Raw genomic sequence first — 18,645 nt, 5'->3', positions numbered from 1 at the left:
AATGCTCCTCCTTAAATCATAAAAAAATTAAAAATAATTTATTTAATTATACAAAAATAAAAAAACGGGGTCAATATTACTGTTCATTCCCCGGAATATTAAAAATGACTTCTCCTTCATCAGATAAAAAATAATCTTTTCTTGCAAGCTTTGTGATATATTCTTCATCCTTCAGCTTGATGATTTCCGCCTTCAAATCTTTTTCCTCTTCTTTTAAATTCTCCAGTTTTGTTTCAAGCTGTTTTTTTTCTTCAAGCTTCTTATTGATAGCAATTGATTGAGAAACGAGCGTTGACGCCATAATCGCAATACAAGTAACAGCCATTATACCAAATGCAGCTAATCGTCGAATTAGCCCTCGTTTTCTTCTTTGTCTCATCTCAGCTTTAACTTCTTGTCCGGGTTCATTTATTTGCTGCAGCATAGCTACATTCAACTCTCGTTTCTCTCTCATTCCTGCAATCCCTCCTAAATTTAACGGAACCAACGATACAGCTTACGTAACATATTCTTTATATTTATGAATATTCCTTCTATGATTTGTTTCGAATGCAGCATCTTTTGCTTTATTGGTTGAGGAGCTTTTCCCCAAAGTATGTTCAATCCCCATAGTAATGGCGCTAATAAAATTTTACATAACTTGAATAAGAGTTGTGAAGACCATTTAATAAACTTCCATAAAAATAGTAAAAGAGACATAGAACATGCTATCGCCATATGAACTATCCATTTAATAGGATTGATAAGAAGCAGTAAAACGATTTTTACAAAAAATTGGTATATAGAAACAGCGATTTTTATCATAATCCGCAAACAGGTCATGTATCCGTTCCGTAGGAGGCTTTGATAGGCGGCAAAACCGCATAAAAGTGCTAAAAATACATAAAATCTTAATTCCCCTTGATTTACATACAATAGAACATAAAAAGTTAAAAGTCCTTGAACCGCCCAAAATACTAAATCGTTTAAAAAAACAACCCACCTTTTTCGATCCCATCTTTTTAAAAAAAAATTGTAAGTATCTAGTGCGGCGCCTAGAAAACTGCCCATGCCGATCATCGCAATCATGGTGTAAAATTGAGTGGTAAGGGTCATTTAAACAACTTGCTAAAAATGCCTTTAGCCTTCTCCGAGCTGAAATCATCTAAATAAGAAACTTCATAAATTTTTCCTTTTATGGATACGACGCCTTTATCGACATCCAAGTTTTTCATTTGTAAATGTTCTCCCCGAACCGCGAGCGGACCCATTACCGTCTCAAGCAAAAATTCCTCATTATCAAAGCTTTCCACCTGCTTCACGCCAGAAATATCTAACAGCTTCCGGTCCTTCATGACTACGTTATGCTCCTGCACGGTTTCTTTATGTGAATGGTTACCGCCATAATACTGGCTCATTATCATCCCCCCGCACTCTAATTAATGGATGCTTTCCTTTTACATTTTTATGTAAGATGTGCAGGGTTTAGAACAAGCCTTGATGATTCCTTGTACAATACAGGGAGCGTTTTATAAATCTGTCCTTTGTTCTTCCTTCAAAATGGTATAAAGATTTTTTGCCTCTTCCTTCTTTACTGTTTCATTTATAGATTCGATTTTTATTGTCACTACCTTATGTCCAAATTGAATGGACAGCTCGTCGCCAACCTTCACATTGGAGCTCGCTTTTGCTGGATGCCCGTTGATTGTCACTCTTCCTTGATCTGCCACTTCCTTGGCAAGCGTGCGTCTTTTCACCAGCCTCGATACTTTTAAAAATTTATCTAATCTCATTTCCGATCCCCCTCTTTCATTTTAGCCTCTTCCCAATATTGATCCATTTCTGCCAAAGACATACTTTTTAAATTTTTCCCAGCATTACGGGCCTTTTGTTCTATAAACCGAAATCTCCGTGAAAACTTTTCGTTTGTCATGACTAATGCTTCTTCAGGCTCAATTTCGTAAAATCTTCCAACATTAATAAGAGCAAACAGAATATCGCCGAACTCTTCTTTTGCTTTTTCCGTTCCACCATCTCCATTATCGATTTCCTTTTTAAACTCCTGCAGTTCTTCTGACACCTTCTCCCAAGCATCCAGTACATCCGGCCAATCGAAACCGACTTTCGCCGCCTTTCTTTGATATTGATAAGCTTTTGACAGAGCTGGGAGCGCCTTTGAAACAGAATCTAACAGTGATTTGCTCTCATTCCTGTTTTCAGATTTTTTTGCTTCCTCCCAGCTCTTTACAGCTTCTTCTGCATTTTGTGCCTCGACATTGCCAAAAACATGGGGATGGCGGCGGATCATTTTATCTGTTAACATGCGAATCACATCATCAATGGTAAAAAATCCTTCGTCATCTCCAATTTGGGCATGAAGCACCACCTGAAGCAAAACGTCTCCGAGCTCTTCAATCATATGATCAATATCATTTTCATCAATAGCTTCAATCAGCTCGTAGCATTCTTCAATTAAGTACCGCTTTAATGATTGATGGGTTTGCTTTCGATCCCACGGACAGCCGTTTGGCCCGCGAAGTGTTCGAATGACGTTTCGCAACGCTGAAAAGCGATGATACAGCAATTGTTCATCCTTGACCGGCGGGATGTATAACGATGTTAAATTGCTCAGTTCTACACATCTATCCATTTCATATAATCGAACTTTTTTAATGTCCTCGTATTTGCTCCCTGCAGCCGTTACGAGGTAAACTTCATAATCGAACGGCAAGTCTTCCATTAACGTCAATTTCACATCCGATGCAATCATCTTGTCATAAACCTGGCAAATAATCAAATGCTGCCGAAAGGAAAGCTCTTCCCGCTTCATATCCTGCGCATCAATGAATTGCAAGCCTTCGACAGGATCGATGCGCAGAGCTTGAAACATTGCATCCAAAAACGATTGTCCGCCCTGTATCGACACATTTACTTTTCCTTGCTCCATTTCCTTCAGCAAAAGCTGAACGGTTTTTTCTGCAACAAGCGGATGTCCAGGTACCGCATATACGATATGCTGATATTTTTCTGCTTCCTCCAATAGTTTTTTTGCAATTTCCGCATAAACATCTTCAAATTGATCAAACATTTCATAAACGGAATCGAAAGACTGAAACGAGCCAATTTCGTCTTTAATTTCACTTAAAACAGGATGATCCTCTGTTCTTACAAATAGCGGCAGACTGGAGGTCAAAATTTTAAAAACCCCTAGCGGCAGCTGATCGACATCCCCCGCGCCCAGGCCAACAATCGTAATTTGCTTATCCATTTTCCTTCCTCTCTTTCCATGCACTGATCTTATTTTTAAAAGGCAAGCTCTCTATTTCCTTCCCTGTAAAAATGGCTGATTGGATGATGAAAAACATATACACAGCCGCTCCGAAAACGACAGCTGTCAATGATTGAATGGAAGCGCTCATACGCGTTTCGTCTGATATAAAAAAATCAAATAGAAAAAAGTAAAGCTTGATCGATAAAAACATGACAACAGCAGAGCCAATCATTTTCCATACAGCCTTGAAAGAAGCTAACTTATATTTTTTCCGATTTAAAACCGCTAGATTCAACAAGCACACGACTCCATATCCGCAAACAGTCGCCAATGCCGCCCCGTATGTATGGAAAAACGGAATGAAGCATTCATTGAGTAAGATTTTCACGGCTACTCCGGCTAAAACAGATAAAGCCGGCCAGACGGTTTCATTGACTCCTTGCAAAATGCCGGCAGACGTTATCGCAACCGAACTAAATAAAATCGAAATGCTGAACACCGATAATACGCCCGCCCCTTTTGTATCGGCAAACAGCATGAAATCAACTTGCTCGATGATGGAAATTAAACCTGCCGTAGCCCCGATGGCGACAATCAAACAAATTTTAAAAGATAAGGCGACATGCTGCTGAATATATTGAAATGCTTTATGCCGAAACGATGAAATAAGCGGAACAAGAGACAATGCGAGAGATGTAGCTGCAACCGTTCCTACCTGCAATAGCGGTTGTCCCCGATCATATATGCCTTTTGCTATTTTCGCTGCTTCAGGATCTGCACCGCTGTTGACCATCAGTTTATACAGCTGAAATGAATCTGCCAATTGCATAAAAATCATCAGCATGCTCGTCAAACAAAAGGTCACAGTATAAATCAGCAATTTGGTTAAGATCTTTTTCACAGATACAGCCGATTCTTTCGATGATCGGGAAAGCGGTAACGGCACTCTTTTTTTCCAATATACAAGCAAAAGCATAAACGCCCCGATATACCCAATGAGGGAGCTAAAAATGGCGCCGGCAGCTGTTTCATAAAGATCGAATCCTTTATAAACGAAAAAGCAAGTGATCGATAAAAAAGCACCGACCCGTATAGCTTGTTCAACGATTTGCGACAAAGATACCGGCAGCATTTCATGGCAGCTTTGAAAAACGCCTCTTAGCATTGAAATAAATGGAAAAAACAGAAACGAACATGCAGCCGCTTTTAATAAAAGCGCCAGTTTCGGATCACCCATCCAACGGGCAAGCTTGTCAGCTCCTAAAAACAAGCTCGTGAACGAAAACAGACTGATCAAAGCAAAAAAAGAAAAACAGACGACCAATATTTTCCGGAAATTTTTAAAATTGCTGCCATCGCTATACTCATTCAGCAGCTTTGACAGAATAACCGGAAATCCCGTTGTCGATAAAACCATGACAATTGCTAAAAACGGATATATTTGCTGATAAATATAAAAACCGATATCCCCTACAATATTTTGATAAGGAACTCGGTAGATAGCACTTAATCCTTTCGTAATGATTCCAGCAGCCGTCAATAAAACCGCACCTTGCAAAAATTTGTTCGTTCTTGCTTGAGGCACATTTTGAATCACACGTTTACTCCTTCCAAAATTCATGCTTCATCTTTTTCCAGCATATTATAACATAATCTCGTCCACTTTCGGCTGAAAGAGAATCTTTAGAGCGCTCGGCTAAACTTCACGGCTTTTAAGTCCAAATTCCGGCATAAGTTCCGTAAATAAAAAAAATCTAACACATACCCCATTTTTAACCTTCGTGGTTATCGCAAACCTAGAGACACCTTTCCTGAAAGGTTTATTTTCTGCTCTTTGCCACGCTCAAAAAAATTTAACAGCGATGAAATGCCTGCTATCCTGTTGACTATTGTGAAGGGAATTGGCTGTCCACCCTTCGAAGTGATGAGCTTTCTTGGCAAATTCATCGGCAGGATTTTAGAAAAATTCCCCAAAATAAGAAGGTGAATTAGAGGAACAAAAGGTTTTAGTCTGTTCCTAAAGAGGAAAACCAGAACTTCAACAAACCGTGTCGAAATATCATATAGATGAACTTTGAAAATGATGGAAATAAATCCATCCAACACAATCATGTTTTACGTTGTAGCTTTCCATCCGAAAGATGTTTTAAACAAGTAGCGTTGTCGTTTGTTAAATACGTGAAGAGTGGAAATAATCGAGTAGGAGGGAGCGATTAACTCCCGTCCTCTCACACCACCGTACGTACGGTTCCGTATACGGCGGTTCAATTAAGATAATTGACGCAAGTCTTTATAACTTCCGTGAATAGCTGTTCTCTTTATGCCAGTGGTCACTCCACCCTCCAAGAGATCTCCCACGGGATTCACCGCTTCCTCCCTCAAGTGAGGTACTACGTTTTCTGTGTTCATCATGACTCACTGAATGCCAAGGGCTATTCTCTCTTAATTGTTCGGTCCTTCTTAGTTGTTCTAGACCAACTAATACTATGACCTCTGCTGACTTCTGACTGTTCAGCTATCTATCACTAGATAGGTTACCAAGGTTACTTGGCGTGCCAGCCAGACCTCCCCGGGTAAGAGTGTAATCTTTCCTTCCATCCATCTGCTTCATTTACTCTGTATCACCTTCGGCAGAAAGGGCTTTGTTTTGTCTTGCAAACTCACCCAGTGATACCTAGCCTCATATGAAGTTCGTGTTCCGAGAGACCCAAAGTTTGCCGCTCGCTTCCTTCAGATTCCGCGTCACCACGGACACCCTTGCGTTAAGCTAACTGCTACTTCTGCCTTCGCAGCTCGGGACTTTCACCCTATAGATTACACCCATGCCGGGCGCACAAGAAGAGACCACAGAAACTGTTGTGAATTCTGTGGTCTCTTTTATTAACGTGGTGTTGGAGACAGTCTGCTTGTGGAAGAAGTAAAAAAGTAATTATTCCCTTTATTGTTCCATTTGTCTTGCCAAAAAACTAGCGGCTGTCTCAACTGCCTTACTTTCTACTTCTGTTAAAGGCTGCTCTTTCGAAAATATGACAACAGCCCCGATAGGATCACCGTTTGCAATGATCGGTCCAATGCAATAAGATTTTACTTGTTCTGTTACACCATCAGCGATTTCAATTTCTTCTTCTTCTGAAATGAAAACCGGTTGCCGTTCATCCATCACCCGTTCCAGCACCTCGCTTATATTTTTATTCAAATACTCTTTTTTCGAAACTCCGGAAACAGCAATAATAGCATCACGATCACATATGAGAACGGGGCTGTTTAAGCTATCGAATAACGCTTCAGCATATTCTTTCGCAAAATCACTCAATTCACTGATTGGGGAGTATTTTTTCAGTATTACTTCACCATCTCGGTCAACGAAAATTTCTAATGGGTCGCCTTCACGGATACGCAATGTTCTTCGAATTTCTTTAGGAATGACTACACGGCCTAAATCATCAATCCGTCGAACGATACCAGTTGCTTTCATCTTATGCTGCCTCACTTTCATCTAAAGATTAGTAAAGTAGCGATTGCCCTTTTTCCATTTTTGGAACAATCAGCATCGTTGAAATTAGTATCCTTCACTACCCACGTAATATACATGATGAAAGCGAATTTTTTCCAAACACTGCTTAAAAACCCATTGCCAGCATTTCCATTTTAACCCTGTTTCAATATTAGCCGGCAGAAACTTCTTCTTTCTTTGCGTCTTTTAAGCCTGCCAACAGCTTCATTAAAATAGACAGCCATTTTTCAGTTTCTAAATTATGAATTTGCAATGTTAATTTCAGCCTTTTCCCTTCCATGCCAAACCCGACTATGCGACCGAATTCATCCGTTAGCTCGAACAATTTTTGTCCGTCAAAGGAGCTGCTTGCTTCCTCTGAAATAAGAATCGTGATTAGATCTTTCGTTTGTTTAATGACTTCGACTTTTTCTTGCCGTGCATATAACTTTAGCTTCGCTACTTTAAACAAAAAGTCTACTTCCTTTGGATACTCGCCAAATCTGTCCAATAATTCTTCATGCAGTTCCTGTAAATCATCAAACGTTTCGATGCCTCTAAACCTTTTGTACATGTCAATCTTTTGTTTTCCATCATCAATGTAAGACTGCGGAATGTAGGCATCTAATTCAAGCTCAATTTCAACTTCCCTTTTTGTCTCTTTTGGCCGTTCACCTTTCCGTTGTTCGATCGCTTCCTTCAGCATTTGGGAATATAAATCAAAACCTACCGAATCAATGAAGCCATGCTGTTGAGGACCTAACAAATTACCGGCTCCCCGAATGGCCAAATCACGCATCGCAATTTTAAAACCTGAACCTAATTCAGTAAATTCTTTAATGGCCTGCAATCGTTTTTCAGCAACTTCTGATAAAACTTTGTCCTTCCGGTAAGTAAAATATGCGTAAGCGACACGATTGGAACGACCGACACGCCCGCGCAATTGATAGAGCTGAGAAAGCCCCATTTTATCGGCGTCATAAACAATCAATGTATTTACATTCGGAATGTCCACACCTGTTTCAATAATAGTTGTGCTGACAAGCACGTCATATTGGCCATCCAAAAAGTTTAATATTACCGATTCAAGCTCATTTTCAGACATTTTTCCATGTGCAAAGGTTACTCTTGCATCTGGAACAAGCATAGAGATTTCATTGGCTTTCCGGTCGATATCCTCAACCCGGTTATATAAAACGTATACTTGACCTCCTCGCGCTAATTCACGTTCGATCGCTTCTTTCACAAGCATTGGGTTATATTCCGCTACATATGTTTGAACAGGAAAGCGATTTTCTGGAGGAGTTTCAATAATTGATAGATCACGCACGCCGATCATGGACATGTGGAGTGTTCTTGGAATCGGAGTTGCCGTTAAAGTTAACACATCAATGTTTGCTTTCATTTGTTTTATTTTTTCTTTATGTGTAACTCCAAATCGCTGCTCCTCATCAATAATCAACAAGCCTAAATCTTTAAATTGAACATCTTTGGAAAGCAAACGATGTGTTCCAATGACTAAATCGATTGTTCCATTTTTCAAGCCTTTAATCGTTTCATTCTGCTCTTTTCTCGTCCGGAAGCGGCTTAATACACCAATGTTAATTGGGTAATCTTGAAAACGATCCCTGATCGTTTCGTAATGCTGCTGCGCTAAAATGGTTGTCGGAACAAGAAAGGCAACTTGTTTTTGATCCATAATTGCTTTGAAGGCAGCCCGAATCGCCACCTCGGTTTTCCCATATCCGACATCTCCGCAAAGAAGTCGATCCATCGGCCGCTCCCGTTCCATATCCTTTTTCACCTCTTGAATGGAACGAAGCTGATCTTCCGTTTCTTTATAAGGGAATGTTGCTTCAAACTCCCTTTGCATTTCCGAATCAGGGCTGAACGCATAGCCTTTGCTTGCTTCCCGCTCAGCATACAGTTTAATTAAATCGTCAGCAATATCTTGAACAGACGATTCCACTTTTTTCTTGACTCTTTTCCATTCGTTTCCGCCTAATTTGTAAATTTTCGGCTCTTTTCCTTCTGTGCCCACATATTTTTGAACTTGATCAATTTGTTCAACTGGAACATACAGTTTGTCATTTCCTTGGTAACGAATGTGCAGGTAGTCTTTGTGTATACCGTTAATTTCTAAAGTTTCAATTCCAAGATATTTTCCAATCCCATGATTAACATGTACGACATAATCTCCCACTTCAAGCTCAGAATAGCTTTTAATTCTTTCTGCATTTGAAAGCTTCTGCCTTTGCTGTCTTCGTTTAACCCTCTTTTTGAAAAGTTCTTCTTCCGTTATGACCGCAAGTCGTCCTAAAGGAAGTTCAAAGCCTGTCTGTAAATCTCCTTTTAAAATGTGCAGCCCCTTTGACAGAATGTGGTTTGAATCAGAAATGACCGCTTCAATCTCATAGTCTCCAAGCACCCGTTCAAGTCTTTTGGTCCGTTCATCATTTGCACCGAGAAAAACTACGGTGTAATTTGCCTTGATCCAGCGATCAACTTCTGATTTCAACAAGTGCATTTGTCCATGGAAATTTTGCATCTGCTTGCAAGACACGTTCATCAAATTTTGCGGGTTTGTATAGGGGACGTGCCGCAAAAACAGTGATAAATAAACAATTGGATAAGATGTGTCACGTATAAGCTGGTAGTATTTATGGGACACTTTCGCATCATGGACAATTTTCCCTTGTTCCAGTAAAGAAGTAAACCATTCTCCTTCTTCATTCTCAAGATGATCAACCATTTCATGCACACGGCTTACTTCATCAATGACAATAACCGTATCCGCAGGGAAATAATCTAGCAAACTAGCAGGTTTGTCATAAAAGAATGAAAAATATTTAAAGAACTCCTGATCCTTCTGCCTATTTTGCAATTTTTCCAGATCATAGCGGATATTTTCTATAAATAAATTTTTGTGCTCATCTTTTTTCAATTTCTTTAAGCTGTTTGATAAAGCCGCTTCTAACTGCTTCATTCCTTTTTCATAATGGCTGTCCGTTAAAATGATTTCCTCTGCCGGTCCGATTGTCACTTCTTGAATCATTTCAATCGATCTTTGGTCTTCAAGACTGAACGTTCGGATTGAATCTACTTCCGTATCAAATAGTTCGATGCGAATAGGATGTTCCTCCGTTAAAGGATAAATATCAATAATTCCACCGCGCACGCTGAATTCCCCAGGAGCAGACACCATGGAAACACGTTCATATCCCATTGAGTGAAGATGCGGAAGCTTCTCGTTTAATTCAAATGTTCCTCCAACAGAAATAGAAAGCTGATGGCTTTTCCATAACTCTTTCGGTGGGAGCATTCGTCTTAATGCAGCAACAGGGGCTACAACGATGCTTTTTTCACCTTTACATAAACGATTCAACACTTCCATCCTTTGTGCTTTTAGCTCTGGACTTGCGACTGCGATCTCAGATGCGATCAATTCATTTACAGGATACAAATAGACGGAATCGCCTAGTAAATTATTTAAATCTTCATAAATGATCTGAGCTTGATAAAGGTTATGAGTCACAACCAGCATCGGTTGTTTGATATCTTTGTAAAAAGCGGAAATAAATACAGACCTTGCTGAGCCAGAAAGTCCGGCTACCATTTGTTCTTTCAAACCTTCTTTTATACCGTCTACAACTGCTTGAAAGTCGTTTTGCGCATAAAAAAATTGATACAGGCTTTCCAATCTCCAGCCTCCTCTCGACAAATATAAAAATGCTTTGGAAATTTTGAAATCAAGTTTCCAAAGCTTTTACTGTATAAAATTTTCATATTGATGAAAATCGGGATTTCGCTCTAGCGCCTCCTGACAATCTTCACAAATACTTTTGACATGAATATCACCGTTTGGAAGATACTCGATCATTTCTTTCCGCTCTTCATTCGTTAAATGATGAAATCCTAAATCGACGCTAAAAACAGATTTTTCAATGCTACCAATTTTGACGCCGCAATGGCGGCAATAATAATGAAGCGGCATCCTCCAACCTCCTGCACTTGTGGAATGAAAGGTTTTATGATTATTATGAACGGCAGGAGCCATTTTTATACGTTTGTTAATTGTATTCGTTCATGACTTCTAAGAATGGCGTGTGTATCCATTTTTCACATGCACTAGCCGATCGATCAACGGAATGTTGAATATGGTGCATTTCTTCTTCTGTAAATTTTCCTAATACATAGTCGACGATATCCATCGCGTGTTTCGGACGGCCAATCCCAATTCGAATCCGTTTAAAATCTTCCGAACCTAAATGCTGAATGATAGATTTCATTCCGTTGTGACCACCAGCACTCCCTTTCATTCTAAGGCGAATCTTGCCTACAGGCAAATCTAAATCGTCATATATTACAACCAACTGTTCAGTTGGGACATTGTAATAATTCAGTAAAGGACGAATGCATTCACCCGATAAATTCATAAATGTAAGCGGTTTTATCAATAATATCTTTTCATTTGAAAAATGACCGATACCGTATATCCCGTTAAATTTGCTTTCATTTAAAGATATGTTTAAACGCTTTGATAATTCATCAATTACCATAAACCCAACGTTATGTCTAGTTTGTTCATATTTTTTTCCAGGATTGCCAAGCCCTGCTATTACTTTCATGAAATGTCCCCCAATTTTTTATGATAGTGAGATGACAATTAATAGCATAAAAGACGTAACCAAAATAGGTTACGCCTAATTTATTCTTCTACAGCTCCGTCTTCCTTCTCTTCACTTTTTTGCTCATCAGCCGTATCCAAGTCTTCATTTTCCGGCGGCAGGATGGTTGCCACAACCGTTTCAGGCTCATCTAAAATTTTAAACTGTCCATCTGTTTGAATATCTTGTACATGGATTGTATCATCTATTTCTAAGTTTGTTACATCGACTTCAATCGTCGAAGGAATATGAGCAGGTTTCGCTCTCACTTCCACCTCATGTGTTGTCTGCTGCAGCACACCGCCCCCTCTTACTCCTTTTGCTTCTCCAATTAAGACAATTGGTACTTCGATATCTACTTCATCATCCATATCGACAACATAAAAATCCGCATGTATAATCGTGTTTTTCATTGGGTCATGCTGCAGTTCGTACAGGAGGGCTTGATGGTTTTCGCCGTCAAGCTGAATGTTCAACATCGCATTGCGCCCTTGTTCGCGCAAAATTTTTAACAATTCCGATTCGCTCACTAAAATCGCTTTGTTCTCTTGTTTTTTTCCGTAAATTACGGCAGGAATTTGTCCTTGCTTTCTAGCTTTTCTTCTTGACGAATTGGTAAATGATTTTCTTTCTTTTGCATGTATGACTGCTGTCATGGTAATCCCCTTTCTTTCAGACTTTTTTTCTAATAACTCAATTCGAAAAAAGCCTTCTTACTACTATTGGTTTCCCATCATCACAAAGTCTAAACATGCTAATGAAAGAAATAATCAACTCACAACTCGCAAAGAAGATCCCTATAATATTATAATCTGCTAAAATCGTTTAAAAGTCAAAGACAAAATATTAGTCAAAAAGCACGCTGACCGATTGTTTTTCATGAACACGGATGATCGCTTCACTTAGCAATGGAGCGACAGAAAGCTGAATCAGCTTTTCAATTTTTTTCTCTTCCGGCAAAGCGATTGAATTCGTTACGACTAACTCTTTAATCTTCGAGTTTTGAATTCGTTCTATCGCAGGTCCAGACAACACCGGGTGTGTACAGCAGGCATAAACTTCCCTTGCTCCATGCTCTACTAGAGCATTTGCCGCAAGCGTAATCGTTCCTGCTGTATCGATGATATCATCAATTAAAATGGCTGTTTTGCCTTCGACATTCCCAACAATGTTCATAACTTCAACCATATTTGGCTTAGGACGGCGCTTATCGATTATGGCAATTGGCGCCTTCAGCCGATCTGCCATTTTTCGTGTTCTCGTCACACCGCCATGATCAGGAGAAACAATGACAATATCATCAAAGCGTTTTTCCAAGAAATAATCTGCTAAAATCGGCACTCCCATTAAGTGATCGATAGGAATGTCAAAGAAACCTTGGATTTGCGGCGCATGCAAATCAAGAGTAATCATCCTTGTCGCGCCTGCAGTTTCCAATAAATTCGCAACAAGCTTAGCAGTAATAGGTTCTCTTGCACGTGCTTTCCGATCCTGCCGCGCATAACCATAGTATGGCATAACAATATTAATGGTTTTGGCAGATGCACGTTTAAGCGCATCAATCATAATGAGCAATTCCATTAAATGCTCATTGACTGGATCACTTGTCGATTGGATCACGTATACATCGCAGCCGCGAATGCTTTCTTCAATATTAATTTGAATCTCCCCGTCACTAAATCTCGTAACCGAACTTTTTCCCAAATCGACTCCTACTATATCCGCGATCTCCCTGGCAAGGGCTGCGTTTGAGTTTAAAGAAAAGATTTTTAAATTTTCGTCTTTATAACGATTTTTTGTCATTGTAAAGGGACCCTCCAAATTACGATTTTTTACCATTCATTTTTTCGATGACGTATCTCTCTTTATTCACTTGACGAGCCCTTGCGATCGATAATGCGCTGCCAGGGACGTCATCTGTAATAGTTGATCCGGCTGCTACATATGCTCCTTCGCCAATCGTAACCGGCGCAATAAGGTTTGAATTACATCCAATAAAGGCTCCGTCTTCGATTTTCGTTAAATATTTATTTTTCCCGTCATAGTTAACTGTTATCGAACCGCAGCCAAGATTCACCCCATTCCCAACTTCTGCATCTCCAATATAGCTTAAATGGGATGCTTTCGATTCTTTTCCAATTTTAGATTTTTTGACTTCGACAAAATTCCCAATTTTTACTCCATCGTCAATAACGGAGGCTGGGCGAATGTGTGCGAACGGACCGATGTTAACCTGATTTCCGATCTGACTGTCATGAACAACAGAATGACGGATGTTCGTATTATGGCCAATTTGGCAATCTTTAATTTCGGAGTTGGGACCGATTTCACATTCCTCTCCGATGACCGTTTTACCGATAATGACTGTACCCGGATAAATGACAGTATCTTGTCCGATCTCTGCATCTGCTGATATATATGTATTATCAGGATCGACAATTGTAACTCCGTTTTTCATATGCTTTTGATTGATTCGCCTTTTCATAATAAGCTCCGCTTGCGAAAGCGCTATGCGGTCGTTTACCCCTAACGTTTCTTCAAAAGAATCTGTTTGAAACGCTGAAATGATTTCGCCTTTTTCCTTCAAAATCTCAATTACATCCGGCAAATAATATTCGCCTTGCGCATTGTCATTATTGACATGCTTTAAAGCTTCAAATAAGGAAGCGTTATCAAAGCAATAAGTTCCCGTATTAATTTCTGTCACAAGACGTTCACTTTCTGTAGCATCTTTATGCTCAACTATTTTTTCAACCAGCCCTTCTTCATTGCGGATCACTCGTCCATATCCAGTCGGATCATCCGCTTCTGCTGTCAGAATGGTGGCTTTTGCTTTCGTTTCCAGATGATGCTTTAACAATTTTTCAAACGTCTCGCTGGTGATCAGCGGCGTATCGCCACAAACAACAATTGTCGTTCCTTCTTTCCCCTCAAGATATTGAGCCGCCTGCAAAACAGCGTGAGCAGTTCCAAGCTGCTGCTCCTGCAAAACATACAATGTCTGTTCGCCGAGCTCTGATTTTACTTTTTCCGCACCATGACCGACGACGGTAATGATTTCGTCAACTTGAAGCTTGGAAACATTGTCTATCACATGCTGTACCATAGGTTTACCGCAAACAGGATGCAGCACTTTATAGAGCTTTGATTTCATTCTTGTTCCTTGCCCGGCTGCTAAGATGACTGCAAAACATTTCTCCATTTATAGGCCTCCAATACCCTTTTTATCCATAAAAATCTTATCTTAAATAATGTTCTATTTCAAGAAATCTTGTGTGATTCCGTAAATTTCCGTTTCACTCTATTTTTCTCGAAAAAGGTACAGAAATAGGATAGGAATTTTATTAAAAATCTACGAGGAAGCCCTAAATTTTATGCTTCTTCCCTCTTCTCTAAAGGCCGGTTTTGATACTTTGACGAAAAAACAAGAAGGAAAAGAACACCTGATTGGAGGCCTTAACACAAAAAAAATTCATTTCAGCAGAACAATATTGCCTAAAGTTTTTTTGATTTATTCGATTGCTTCCTTTCGATGAACCAGATTTTCTGACAGTGGCTGAACGTAGAAGGTTATACTTGGATGCATTGTTGTTCAACGAAGTTGATTTACGATTTACAGCTCTGCATTTCTTCGTTTTTTCAAATGCCGATGTATGAACATTAATTTTTGAAACAAATACCATTTCCTATACAACCATCAGACTTGATGATCAATAGCTGCATAACAATTGAGTATGTAAGAAAAACAAAGGAGGCCATCTATTCTTTTGCAAACGTTTACTAAATCGTATTAGTGAACAGATCCTTTAAAAAAGAAAGGGTCTTAAGCTGAATGCTTTAAGCCCCTTCTTTTACATCATATTTTTATGAAGCCCCTGCTTCTTCATATTCAAAATCTTCCGTCTCACCTAAACGGTGATATTCAGCTAGAACAGCGTCTTGAATTTTACCGCGAGTATTTGAATTAATAGGATGTGCAATGTCTCGAAACTCTCCATCCGGTGTACGTTTACTAGGCATTGCTACAAAAAGGCCGTTATTTCCGTCAATTACACGTATATCGTGGACGACAAATTCATTATCCAATGTTATGGACGCAATCGCTCTCATCCGACCTTCTGTATTGACGCGGCGCAATCTTACATCTGTCACTTCCATCCTGTTCACCACCTTTTTCTTCGCAAAAACTTTAGTAACCATAATTCAACAATTCAACGGATTTTTAAATTTTCCTTCTTTTCACACAAAAAATTTTTGGGAAAAATAAAAAAATAAAAAAGGATCCGATTCGCAAAACGGATCCTGAACAATCAACCTTTTATTTAACTAAAGCAATCACTTCAATTTCAACGAGGACATCTTTCGGAAGTCTTGCAACTTCCACACATGACCGAGCAGGCTTATGCGTTTGAAAATATTCCCCATATACTTCATTAAAAGCAGCGAAATCGTTCATATCTTTTAAAAATGCGGTTACTTTGACGACAGTTTCCAACGAAGCGCCTGCTTCTTCCAATACACCCTTTAAATTCGCGAAAACTTGGTGAGTCTGTTCTTTAATATCTCCTTGTACCAAGTTTCCTTCAGGGGTTAAAGGAATTTGTCCAGAGCTATAAAACATGTTATTCACAATAATTCCTTGAGAGTATGGTCCGATTGCAGCCGGAGCCTTTTTTGTTGAAACGACTTTCATTTTGAAACACTCCCTTACGATTCATTATTTTTATGCTAGAGGAAATCGAAATAATTTCCTTTACTAACTTGTATGGATCGTTCCTTTTCATTCATATCGGAAAGTTTTAAAATGGAAATATATTCATTTACAAGCCGTTCATCCACGCTTTCTGATTCCACAAGAACCCCAATTCCTGAAACGTTTGCGCCAAATTCAGACAGCATGCTGATCATGCCGTTGATCGTTCCTCCGGCCTTCATAAAGTCGTCAACAATTAACACATTCGATCCTTCTTTTAAGCTCCTCTTTGCAAGCGTCATAGTTTGGATTCTTTTCGAAGAGCCTGAAACATAATTAATGCTTACCATCGGCCCTTCTGTCACTTTATTGTCACGGCGAACGATGACAAAGGGAACATCCAAATAGCTGGCAACTGCATAAGCAATTGGGATTCCTTTCGTAGCTACAGTCATGACGACATCAATTGTACGATTCGCAAAAACCGAAGCAAATAAACGCCCGATTTGATTCATCATTTTTGGATTTCCCAGTAAATCTGTTAAATATAAATAACCTCCAGGCAAAAGCCGGCTGGGGTCTGAGACTTTCTCGCACAGTCTTTGAATAATTCCATTTGCTTCGTCCCTCGTCACCTTCGGAATAAATTTGACACCGCCAGCTGCGCCTGGGGTTGTGATTAAAGTTCCGATCCCTTGTTGCTCAAAGGTTTGCTTTATGATCACTAAATCCTCGCTAATGGAGGATTTAGCTGATTCGTACCGTTCAGAGAAAAAAGTTAATGGGATGAGCGCATGTGGATGATGAAGCAAATAGTGTGTCATATCGACAAGTCTCCCACTGCGTCTAAATTTCATAGACGAACCTCCAAATCCCGAATGTTTTTAAAGTAAATATAACTTAATATTCGCATTTAATCAAGGGCTATCCGATCCCCAAGCATTCTGACTGCATACACTTGATCGCAAAATCCCCTCAAGCCGTTATAAACACGATGAAGCCTCGACTCGTGTTGAACAAGTCCATATACTGTCGGTCCGCTTCCGCTCATTAAAACAGCATCAGCTCCAAAACGTTTCATTTGTTCTTTAATCAAAGCAACTTCCGGATACATCTTCATTGTGACCGACTCAAGGACATTTCCAAGCTTCGCACAGATTTCTTGATAATTTTGATCCTTTATCGCTTTGACCATTCCACTAACATCAGGATGCTCAATGTCATTTATCTTCAAATGTCGGTAAATTTCAGCAGTGGACACACCGATATCAGGCTTCGCCAATACGACCCAGCAATGCGGAGGAGGATCAATCAGCTCAATTTTTTCGCCTCTTCCGGTCGCCACAGCTGTGCCTCCGTAAACACAAAAAGAAACATCTGAACCAATTTCTGCTCCAAGTTTCGCAAGATCATCAAGGGAAAGGTCCAAATTCCATAGTTTATTTAATCCCCTTAACGTTGCTGCTGCATCACTGCTCCCTCCTGCAAGGCCCGCAGCAACAGGGATGCACTTTGAAATCGTGATTGCCACACCCTTTTGAATCCCGAAACGGTCCTTTAAAAGCTGTGCCGCTTGGTAAGCTAAATTCCGATCATCATCTGGCACAAATCGATTATGCGATATGATACGTATTTTATTTTCATCAAGAAGCTTCAGCTCGATTCGATCAGCTAGATCTATGGTCGTCATGACCATATTCACTTCATGGTATCCGTCAGATCTTTTATGTAAAACATCTAAAGATAAATTAATTTTTGCCGGAGCTTTTTCCAATACTCGCAAATACTTTCACCTACTTTTTCGTTCTGACAAAATGTATTCACATTGTACCATAAATAGGGATATAATAGCATAATTCGACAAAATCCGTCCATTGAAAACACAAAAAAATGCCGGCCCAAACTATGAGCCGGCCACCCGAATGTCTGCTTTTAAAAAGTTTTGCCGTTTTGCTTAGCCAATTGCTCTTCTGCAATCTCGATCGCCCGTTTTACCATGTTTCCGGCATCACGAGCCCGAATGGCTCCCCATCCTTCATTTTTGACCGTTTCATAAAAGCCCAATTCCTTAGCCAATTCATACTTAAAGCTTTCTGACATAATGCCTCGGCGTCTAGCCATTCTTTGACTCCCCCTTAAATAAAAACAGACATTCCTGCGGATTTTATCCGCTTACTGTTAGTTTTCAAGCGAAAAGCTTGATTTATGCTTTTAAAAAAATGCCAGAGAAAAAAATAAAAGCAGCAAACAAATTTCGTTTACTGCCCGCCCATTGCAACATTGTTGTTTTCATCTATAAAAGTAATTTGGACTGTTTCCGTTAACACATCTGCATAGCTGTATGAAACGCGTTCAAAAGCATTTTCTTCCTGGTCAAGTTCAATCACAAAAACCGATGGATACGTCTCGGCTAAAACGCCTGAACGTTCAATTGTTTTTCTACGTCCGCCATTCGCTTTTAATGTTAATCGACGCCCTAGATTAGAATCGAGAGCTTGTTTAATATCGGATAACGTTTTTGCCATTGGAACCACCTCACAAA

At 39.6% G+C, this 18,645-nt stretch carries 19 protein-coding genes; all 19 read right to left on the bottom strand.

Annotated features, from left to right (window positions below; all coding sequences use genetic code 11):
- Positions 1–76: 76 nt before the first annotated feature.
- A complete protein-coding gene (locus tag NSS70_RS00345) occupies positions 77–454 on the bottom strand; it encodes an FtsB family cell division protein (RefSeq protein ID WP_242513787.1) in 378 nt (125 codons plus the stop codon).
- 20 nt (positions 455–474) lie between these two features.
- Positions 475–1,095, bottom strand: coding sequence for a spore cortex biosynthesis protein YabQ (yabQ, locus tag NSS70_RS00340; RefSeq protein ID WP_340880746.1), 621 nt, complete (start codon positions 1,093–1,095; stop codon positions 475–477).
- Positions 1,092–1,397: a sporulation protein YabP gene (gene yabP, locus NSS70_RS00335; RefSeq protein WP_063387572.1), complete on the bottom strand. Its 306-nt coding sequence runs from the start codon at positions 1,395–1,397 to the stop codon at positions 1,092–1,094. The genes yabQ and yabP overlap by 4 nt, the downstream gene beginning before the upstream one ends.
- Positions 1,398–1,508: 111 nt before the next feature.
- A complete protein-coding gene (locus NSS70_RS00330) occupies positions 1,509–1,772 on the bottom strand; it encodes an RNA-binding S4 domain-containing protein (RefSeq protein ID WP_063387573.1) in 264 nt (87 codons plus the stop codon).
- Positions 1,769–3,247 (bottom strand): nucleoside triphosphate pyrophosphohydrolase, encoded by a 1,479-nt coding sequence (gene mazG / locus NSS70_RS00325; protein ID WP_340880745.1) that lies wholly within the window; start codon positions 3,245–3,247, stop codon positions 1,769–1,771. Before mazG ends, NSS70_RS00330 begins: the two co-directional genes overlap by 4 nt.
- The gene (locus tag NSS70_RS00320) at positions 3,240–4,847 is read right to left on the bottom strand and encodes a putative polysaccharide biosynthesis protein (protein ID WP_340880743.1); all 1,608 of its coding nucleotides are present in this window, start codon (positions 4,845–4,847) and stop codon (positions 3,240–3,242) included. Before NSS70_RS00320 ends, mazG begins: the two co-directional genes overlap by 8 nt.
- A gap of 1,341 nt (positions 4,848–6,188) precedes the next feature.
- The gene (gene spoVT, locus NSS70_RS00315; RefSeq protein WP_340880742.1) at positions 6,189–6,725 is read right to left on the bottom strand and encodes a stage V sporulation protein T; all 537 of its coding nucleotides are present in this window, start codon (positions 6,723–6,725) and stop codon (positions 6,189–6,191) included.
- Between the two features lie 190 nt (positions 6,726–6,915).
- Positions 6,916–10,443, bottom strand: coding sequence for a transcription-repair coupling factor (gene mfd / locus NSS70_RS00310; protein WP_242009343.1), 3,528 nt, complete (start codon positions 10,441–10,443; stop codon positions 6,916–6,918).
- A 66-nt stretch (positions 10,444–10,509) separates the two neighbouring features.
- Complete coding sequence (locus tag NSS70_RS00305; RefSeq protein ID WP_063387577.1) at positions 10,510–10,737, bottom strand: anti-sigma-F factor Fin family protein; 228 nt, start codon at positions 10,735–10,737, stop codon at positions 10,510–10,512.
- Positions 10,738–10,813: 76 nt separating this feature from the next.
- Entirely contained in the window at positions 10,814–11,371 is a 558-nt protein-coding gene (gene pth / locus NSS70_RS00300; protein WP_063387578.1) for an aminoacyl-tRNA hydrolase, read from the bottom strand.
- A gap of 80 nt (positions 11,372–11,451) precedes the next feature.
- The gene (locus NSS70_RS00295; protein ID WP_340880739.1) at positions 11,452–12,066 is read right to left on the bottom strand and encodes a 50S ribosomal protein L25/general stress protein Ctc; all 615 of its coding nucleotides are present in this window, start codon (positions 12,064–12,066) and stop codon (positions 11,452–11,454) included.
- Between the two features lie 190 nt (positions 12,067–12,256).
- Positions 12,257–13,213 carry a ribose-phosphate diphosphokinase gene (locus NSS70_RS00290; RefSeq protein WP_063387580.1) on the bottom strand — a complete coding sequence of 319 codons (957 nt, stop codon included), beginning with the start codon at positions 13,211–13,213 and terminating at the stop codon, positions 12,257–12,259.
- Positions 13,214–13,232: 19 nt separating this feature from the next.
- Positions 13,233–14,612 carry a bifunctional UDP-N-acetylglucosamine diphosphorylase/glucosamine-1-phosphate N-acetyltransferase GlmU gene (glmU, locus tag NSS70_RS00285; protein WP_066247215.1) on the bottom strand — a complete coding sequence of 460 codons (1,380 nt, stop codon included), beginning with the start codon at positions 14,610–14,612 and terminating at the stop codon, positions 13,233–13,235.
- Between the two features lie 662 nt (positions 14,613–15,274).
- Positions 15,275–15,568: a septation regulator SpoVG gene (gene spoVG, locus NSS70_RS00280; RefSeq protein WP_063387582.1), complete on the bottom strand. Its 294-nt coding sequence runs from the start codon at positions 15,566–15,568 to the stop codon at positions 15,275–15,277.
- A gap of 160 nt (positions 15,569–15,728) precedes the next feature.
- Positions 15,729–16,103, bottom strand: coding sequence for a 2-iminobutanoate/2-iminopropanoate deaminase (gene ridA, locus NSS70_RS00275; protein ID WP_063387583.1), 375 nt, complete (start codon positions 16,101–16,103; stop codon positions 15,729–15,731).
- Between the two features lie 35 nt (positions 16,104–16,138).
- Positions 16,139–16,960 (bottom strand): pur operon repressor, encoded by an 822-nt coding sequence (gene purR, locus NSS70_RS00270; RefSeq protein ID WP_063387584.1) that lies wholly within the window; start codon positions 16,958–16,960, stop codon positions 16,139–16,141.
- 56 nt (positions 16,961–17,016) lie between these two features.
- Entirely contained in the window at positions 17,017–17,886 is an 870-nt protein-coding gene (gene ispE / locus NSS70_RS00265) for a 4-(cytidine 5'-diphospho)-2-C-methyl-D-erythritol kinase (protein ID WP_063387585.1), read from the bottom strand.
- Between the two features lie 149 nt (positions 17,887–18,035).
- Positions 18,036–18,224, bottom strand: a complete 189-nt coding sequence (locus NSS70_RS00260) for a small, acid-soluble spore protein, alpha/beta type (RefSeq protein ID WP_063387586.1) — start codon at positions 18,222–18,224, stop codon at positions 18,036–18,038.
- 137 nt (positions 18,225–18,361) lie between these two features.
- Positions 18,362–18,628, bottom strand: a complete 267-nt coding sequence (veg, locus tag NSS70_RS00255) for a biofilm formation stimulator Veg (protein WP_063387587.1) — start codon at positions 18,626–18,628, stop codon at positions 18,362–18,364.
- Between the last annotated feature and the right edge of the window lie 17 nt (positions 18,629–18,645).

Origin of the sequence: Aeribacillus sp. FSL K6-2848 (assembly GCF_038004325.1) — a bacterium.
GTDB classification, from domain to species: domain Bacteria; phylum Bacillota; class Bacilli; order Bacillales; family Aeribacillaceae; genus Aeribacillus; species Aeribacillus composti.
Note: the sequence above shows the minus strand (reverse complement) of the source record. Positions and strands in the feature narration are given on the sequence as shown.